Annotated in this window: 5 protein-coding genes; 2 read left to right on the plus strand and 3 right to left on the minus strand. The window is 51.3% G+C overall.

Features of this window, described 5'->3' with window-relative positions:
- Positions 1-57 precede the first annotated feature (57 nt).
- The gene (locus TY10_RS10250) at positions 58-999 is read left to right on the plus strand and encodes a ribose-phosphate diphosphokinase (RefSeq protein WP_042162937.1); all 942 of its coding nucleotides are present in this window, start codon (positions 58-60) and stop codon (positions 997-999) included.
- A 743-nt stretch (positions 1,000-1,742) separates the two neighbouring features.
- Here the strand turns inward: TY10_RS10250 and TY10_RS10255 are convergent.
- Positions 1,743-2,792 (minus strand): Gfo/Idh/MocA family protein, encoded by a 1,050-nt coding sequence (locus TY10_RS10255; RefSeq protein ID WP_042162938.1) that lies wholly within the window; start codon positions 2,790-2,792, stop codon positions 1,743-1,745.
- 22 nt (positions 2,793-2,814) lie between these two features.
- Complete coding sequence (locus TY10_RS10260; protein WP_042162939.1) at positions 2,815-3,705, minus strand: sugar phosphate isomerase/epimerase family protein; 891 nt, start codon at positions 3,703-3,705, stop codon at positions 2,815-2,817.
- A 121-nt stretch (positions 3,706-3,826) separates the two neighbouring features.
- Here TY10_RS10260 and TY10_RS10265 point away from each other — a divergent pair, with 121 nt between their 5' ends.
- Entirely contained in the window at positions 3,827-4,717 is an 891-nt protein-coding gene (locus TY10_RS10265) for a helix-turn-helix transcriptional regulator (RefSeq protein ID WP_042162940.1), read from the plus strand.
- Positions 4,718-4,772: 55 nt separating this feature from the next.
- Here the strand turns inward: TY10_RS10265 and TY10_RS10270 are convergent, their stop codons facing one another.
- A complete protein-coding gene (locus TY10_RS10270) occupies positions 4,773-5,957 on the minus strand; it encodes a M20 metallopeptidase family protein (RefSeq protein ID WP_042162941.1) in 1,185 nt (394 codons plus the stop codon).
- Positions 5,958-6,091 lie beyond the last annotated feature (134 nt).

A 6,091-nucleotide genomic window follows, 5' to 3' on the forward strand; every position in this document is an offset into this window, starting at 1 on the left:
TGATTACAGCCTCATGGGATGTGTTATTCATCATGAAGCTGCTTATGGAGGATCGTTATGCAAAAGGTGAAAATTTTTTCCGGTTCCTCGAACAAGCCGCTCGCTGAGCAGCTATGTGCTGAACTGGGCGTACCGCTAGGCCAAGTCGATATCACCCGCTTGCAAAGCGGAGAAATCCATCTCGCCTATCAGGAATCGCTACGTAATTACCATGTTTTTATCGTTCAATCGTTGTCCCATCCGGTAAACGAAAATTTAGTCGAGCTTCTCGTTATGATTGACGCTGCAAAGCGGGCATCGGCCAAAACGATCAATATCGTCATGCCTTACTACGGCTACGCCCGGCAAGAACGTAAATCCGCTCCCCGCGAGCCGATTTCCGCCAAGCTGGTTGCCGACGTACTTACGACGGTTGGCGCCAACCGGATTATTGCAGTCGATCTGCACGCCGACGCTATTCAGGGCTTTTTCCAAATTCCGGTAGATCATCTTACGGCTCTTGATATCATTACCGACTATTTGAAAAACAAAAAAATCCAGAACCCTGTGGTCGTGTCTCCCGATGCGGGACGAGCTTCCATGGCTGAAAAGCTGGCCGACTATCTGGACTGTCCGTTTGCGATCATGATCAAAAACAGGCCCGCCCATAACCAGACGGAAATTACGCATATTATCGGCGAGGTTGAGGGCATGACGCCGATTATTATTGAAGATTTGATCGACACTGGCGGTACGATCGTCAATGTCGTCGAAGCTTTGAAGAAACGCGGAGCGAATGACGCTTATATTGCCGCCACGCACGGCCTCTTCTCGCAGAACGCGCTGGAGAAGCTCAACCATCCGAGTATTCGCGAGGTCGTTATTACGGATACGATCGCGCTGCCGGATGAGCATCCCGATAAGTTTATCGTGCTGCCGATGGCGTGCCTGCTGGGCAATGCGATCCGCATCATTAACAATGGCGGCTCGATTGACCATTTGTTTAAGCACATCACGTAGTAGAAAAAGCGCTGGCAGCTGCCAGCGCTTTTTTCTATTACGGCGTGAGATGGACTTTGGAGCACGCATCAACCCCTGGGGCGCAGTGTAAGCTGTTTCGAGCAAGGCCGGGAACGCTGCGCGTTTTGGTTCATGCTGCCGTTCTTGATTCCATTGTCCCATCGCTTTCACGATGATTATATGGATAGAATCGTGCGAAATGGCAGCCTGAACTCAAAACGCTACGCTCTCCCTGAATGCGAGTTCAAACACTTTTACTTATACCCCACGCCAACGCCAATTCCATTCCTAACACTTACCCAGATCCCAAGCTCAGAAGGTTCCCCTACCACAGTTCAGCCGCATACATAGGTAAATTACTTCAAACTAAGTCTCGGTGCAAGCTGGTGTAGAATCAAAATGTAAAAGTGCAGGTTGTTGAGCGTTTTTTCGGCGATTTATGGCTTCAAAATGCAAAAGTGCAGGCTGATTGGCCAAAAAGGCTTCGAAAAGGCTGAAATGGGCGTTTTCAAATGTATTTTTGCATTTTGATAGTTATTTTGGGCGTTTTTGAGCGTATCAAAATGTACTTTTACATTTTGATGCCTGACACGAATGCCTCAATCGGCTTCGGTGCTGCAGCTTGTTGCTTACAGGCCGTTACGACGGTACGCTTCCTTACGCTTTAGTTGTTTTTAGCTACACAGCTATGCTGCAGTTACACGTTATTGCAGCATAACCGTGCAGTTGCTGAGCCCAGTCCGCTATTCTGCCCCGATAAATTCGGCGATGCTGATCTTGCGGCCCTGCTTCGCGCTCTCCAGCGCGGCGAGAACCATCGCCATACTGAGGCGATTGTCTCGGCTGTTCGTCTCCGCAGGGCGCCCTTCCCCCAGCGATAGGAACATTTCATCGAGACAGCCGTGATGGAACGTATTGGCGTATGATCGTGGTTCGGAGCGGATAACATCATAAGTATTCATAAACTTCCCGGTATCGGTATGATCGCCTGCGGCAATAACCTCAGCATAAGGAGCGCTCGCACCATCCCATATTGCCGTCCCCTTCTCCCCAGTGATGCGCCAGGAAGCTTCCCATGCCGTTGGCGCTCCTTCAGCGCACCAGGAGCCGCGGTAACAGAATACCGAGCCATCGGACATTTCGAAAATGCAGATCGCAGCAGCGTTGCCCGCATACCACGAACCGGCCGGGTTAAACTCCTGACAATAGACCGACACCGGGTCAGCGCCGATAATAAGCCGGGCTTGGTCGAACGTATGGATCGCCATATCGAGCAAAAGAGGGCTGTCCATAGCATCGCGGAAACCGCCAAAATGCGGGGCGAGGAAAAAATCAGCGCCGATATAGCCCGGCTTGCCGATGCTGCCCGCTTCAATCAGCTCGCGCAGCGCGCGAATGCCGGGATCGTAGCGGCGATTTTGCATAATCGCATGCCGGCTTCCAATGCTGTCAGCTAGCGCTACCAATTCATTGCATTGCTCCATCGTTTCCGCGAGCGGCTTCTCGCCGAAGACGTCGCAGCCCAGCCGCATCGCTGCGGAGCTGACTGCGAAATGGCTGGCCGGAATTGTCACGTCGAATACAAGATTCGCATTTGTCGCTTGAACGGCCTGCTCGACGTCTGTGAAGAGCGGACAGGAAAGCTCCTGCCGATCCGCCATCGCCTGAGCAAACTCTTCTTTAATATCGACAAGGGCGACGATTTCCGTATCGGGACGTTTTTTCGCATACTCTACCCAAGAATTAGCCATGCCGCCGCAGCCGACGACGACCACTCGATATTGTTGCTCCATTTCTGCTCTACCTCCCCTTTCTCTATTGCGGATTCGGGATAAAATCTCCGCCCCGGCACCGTTTCAAATAATTAAGACCATGCACTTGTCCCGTCATCTCCAGCTCATCTCGATAGACTGGATCATGCCAGCCCTCGATATCAATCGTTCCCTGATAGCCCGCTTGCCTCAGAATCGTAATAATGTCCGTCCAGTTTGTATCACCAAAGCCCGGCGTCCGGTGCCAGACGAAATCCTTCGGCCCATGAATGCCGTATTCCTTCACGACATCCCATGCGATTGTAGCGTCCTTGCCGTGAACATGAAATACTTTATCGACCCACTTGCGAAGCTGCGGGATCGGATCGATCAGCGATACCATTTGATGACAAGGCTCCCACTCCAGACCGATATTGTCTGCCGGAACTGCATTGAACATCCGCTCCCATGCAGTAGGATTATGAGCGATATTCCAGTCACCGTTATTCCAGTTCCCGCCCATATCGCAATTCTCGAAAGCGATGCGTACGCCCTTGTCCTCCGCGCGGCGCGACAGCTCACCGAACACCTCAGCGAATTTCGGCAGCGATTCATCAATGGAGCCGGGAACCCGGCCTGTAAAACCAGAAACGATATCGGCGCCGAACAGATGCGCGTGGTCGATCAGCCGTTCCCAGCTCGCTAAGGTATCGGCATTGTCTCCAGCTCCGGTTAACGGATTGCCAAAGATACCAACTGTTGAAATAATGAAACCGTGTTCATCGGCAAGCTCACGAACACGCTTTGCCGTCTCAACCAAATCTGTATTCCCTGTCGTCTGCCAGAAGGTCAGGCTGAACGATTCAAAGCCGTGCTTTACAATTTGCGGGATAACACGAACGGCGTCTCCGCCCCCCACTAGTGTTCCAATTCGCAATGGATGATGCTGATTCACTTGTCGATCACTCCAATATTGTCTTATAGTAGTAAGATCAACTTCATTATAATGGGGTTATTCCTTCATTTCTCTTCTTATCTTGTGCAATAATAGTCCGATCTTGCGGGGTGAACAATTAATGAGCTATCCAAAGGAGCTTCATGAAATTACGCGTCTGGAGGAGAAAAATCTGCCGTTCCAGCTTTTCTTGAATGGCAGCGAGCAAGCTGTCCCTGGCCAAAATATATTGTATTTGCATTGGCATGAGCATTTTGAAATTATCGTTATGCAGCGAGGCGAGGCGATTTTTCATATCGACAGTGTACCCTATGAAGTGTCTGCAGGCGACGTGCTGCTCGTTCCCGCCGGTGGACTCCATGTCGGCTATTGCTCCAGCGGAGGCGAGATCAGATATGCTGCCATCGTGTTCAACGCTTCGCTGTTCAAGGACTGGGCCCAAGACCCCGTTCATATGAAATATGTAGCGCCCTATCTGGAGAATCGTTTTCGATTCCCGGTGCAGTTGGATACCCAATTACCTGCCTTAGCCGGTTTTGACCGCTTGCTAGATCAGATCATAACCGAATATGCAGTTAAAGGACCCGCCTATCAGCTGATTGTAAAAACCGAGCTTTATCTGCTGTTTGCGCAGCTGTCCCGTCACCATTGGCAGCAAAATGCGGCCAATGCTCCAGTCAAGGATCATTCTTTGAACCGGGAGCGGTTCAAGCCTTTGCTTGCTTATATCGAGGAGCATTACGCGGAGGCGATGACTATTGAGCAGGCGGCACAGCGGGTCAGCCTGAATCCGTACCATTTTTGCAAAACGTTCAAAAAACTTACTGGACGTACATTCATCGAGTACGTCAATGATTGCCGCGTCAGCGAAGCAGCCCGGTTGCTCCAGCAGGGCGATCTCAGCATTACGGAAATTGCCGGTCTGGTCGGCTGCGATAATCCGAATTACTTCACGAAGCTGTTCAAACAATACAAGGGACTTACTCCGCGCCAATACCGGAAACAAAGCTAACCTAGCTAAAAAAGCTGCACCCCATCCGAATGATGTAAGGTGCAGCTTCTCTTTTCTATGCTTTAATTAAATAATGTCCGATAATAGCCAGAAACAGCTTCTGCGTCTCTAGCAGCGCCTGCTCGTCAAAGTCGAACTTCGGATGATGATGCGGGTATTGCGTATGCTCGCTGTCATTGCGTGCCCCTACGCGAAAGTAAGCGCCCGGCCTCTCCAGCAAATAATACGAAAAGTCTTCGGCCCCCATAGCCGCTTCCGCTTCGATGAAAGCATCGTCGCCGTTCGTTTCCTCAATCAGCCTGCGCATGAGTGCCGTTTCTTCCTTCGGATTGAACAAGGCTGGATATCCGTTCAAATAGTGCAGCTCATATTGGCAATGGGAGGCTTCGCACAGCCCCTGTACCATTAACCGGATTTCCGCCTCAATCTGCTTACGGACGGCTGGATCGAATGAGCGTACTGTTCCTTCAATTCTCGCTTCGCTGGCGATGACATTAAACGCAGTGCCCGCCTGAAAAACGCCAACGCTTACGACAGCCTGCTTCATCGGACTAATCCGCCGGCTGACGATTTGCTGCAGCTTGCCGACCAATTCGCTGCCGACGACGATAGAGTCGACAGTCTGCTCCGGCCTCGCGCCATGGCCTCCTTTGCCGATAATCCGGATTTCGAAGGCATCGACGGCTGCCATCATGTATCCTTCGCACAAGCCGGCTTTGCCGACCGGCATATCGGTAGCCAAATGGGCCCCGTACACATAATCAACGCCGTCCAGACAGCCGTCCTCAATCATAAACTTGGCGCCACCCGGCGGCTTCTCCTCCGCATGCTGGAACAAAAAGATGACGTTGCCATGCAACTGTTCGCGAATACCGCTGAGCACGCGCGCTGTTCCGAGCAATGCCGCTGTATGCCCGTCATGACCGCATGCATGCATAACGCCGTCAACGGTGGAGCGATATTCAATATCTTTCTCGTCCTGAATCGGCAAAGCGTCGAAATCGGCGCGCAGTCCGATCGTCAGGCCCGGAAGCCCGCCCCGCAGCGTGCCGACTACACCGTTGCCGCCAACCGCTTCCCGCACCTCGATACCGTAAGAACGAAGCTTTTCCGCAATAAATAAGGGCGTATGCTGCTCCTGAAACGATAGCTCCGGATGCTGATGCAAATATCGGCGCCATTGTACGACGTCTTGATATCCCTCTTCCAACGCCGGATGCAACTTTTCTAATAAAGGCATATACTCGTTCGCCCCTTTTCCCTATTTTATAAATAGCATAGTATTCCACTTGGATATATGCAAGCAAAAAGCAGAAAAGAGCGTTCCTTTGGACGGAAGATCTTTTCTGCTTTTTTATAAAATATAGTATTTAT

The organism is Paenibacillus gorillae, assembly GCF_000513275.1.
Lineage (GTDB): Bacteria > Bacillota > Bacilli > Paenibacillales > Paenibacillaceae > Pristimantibacillus > Pristimantibacillus gorillae.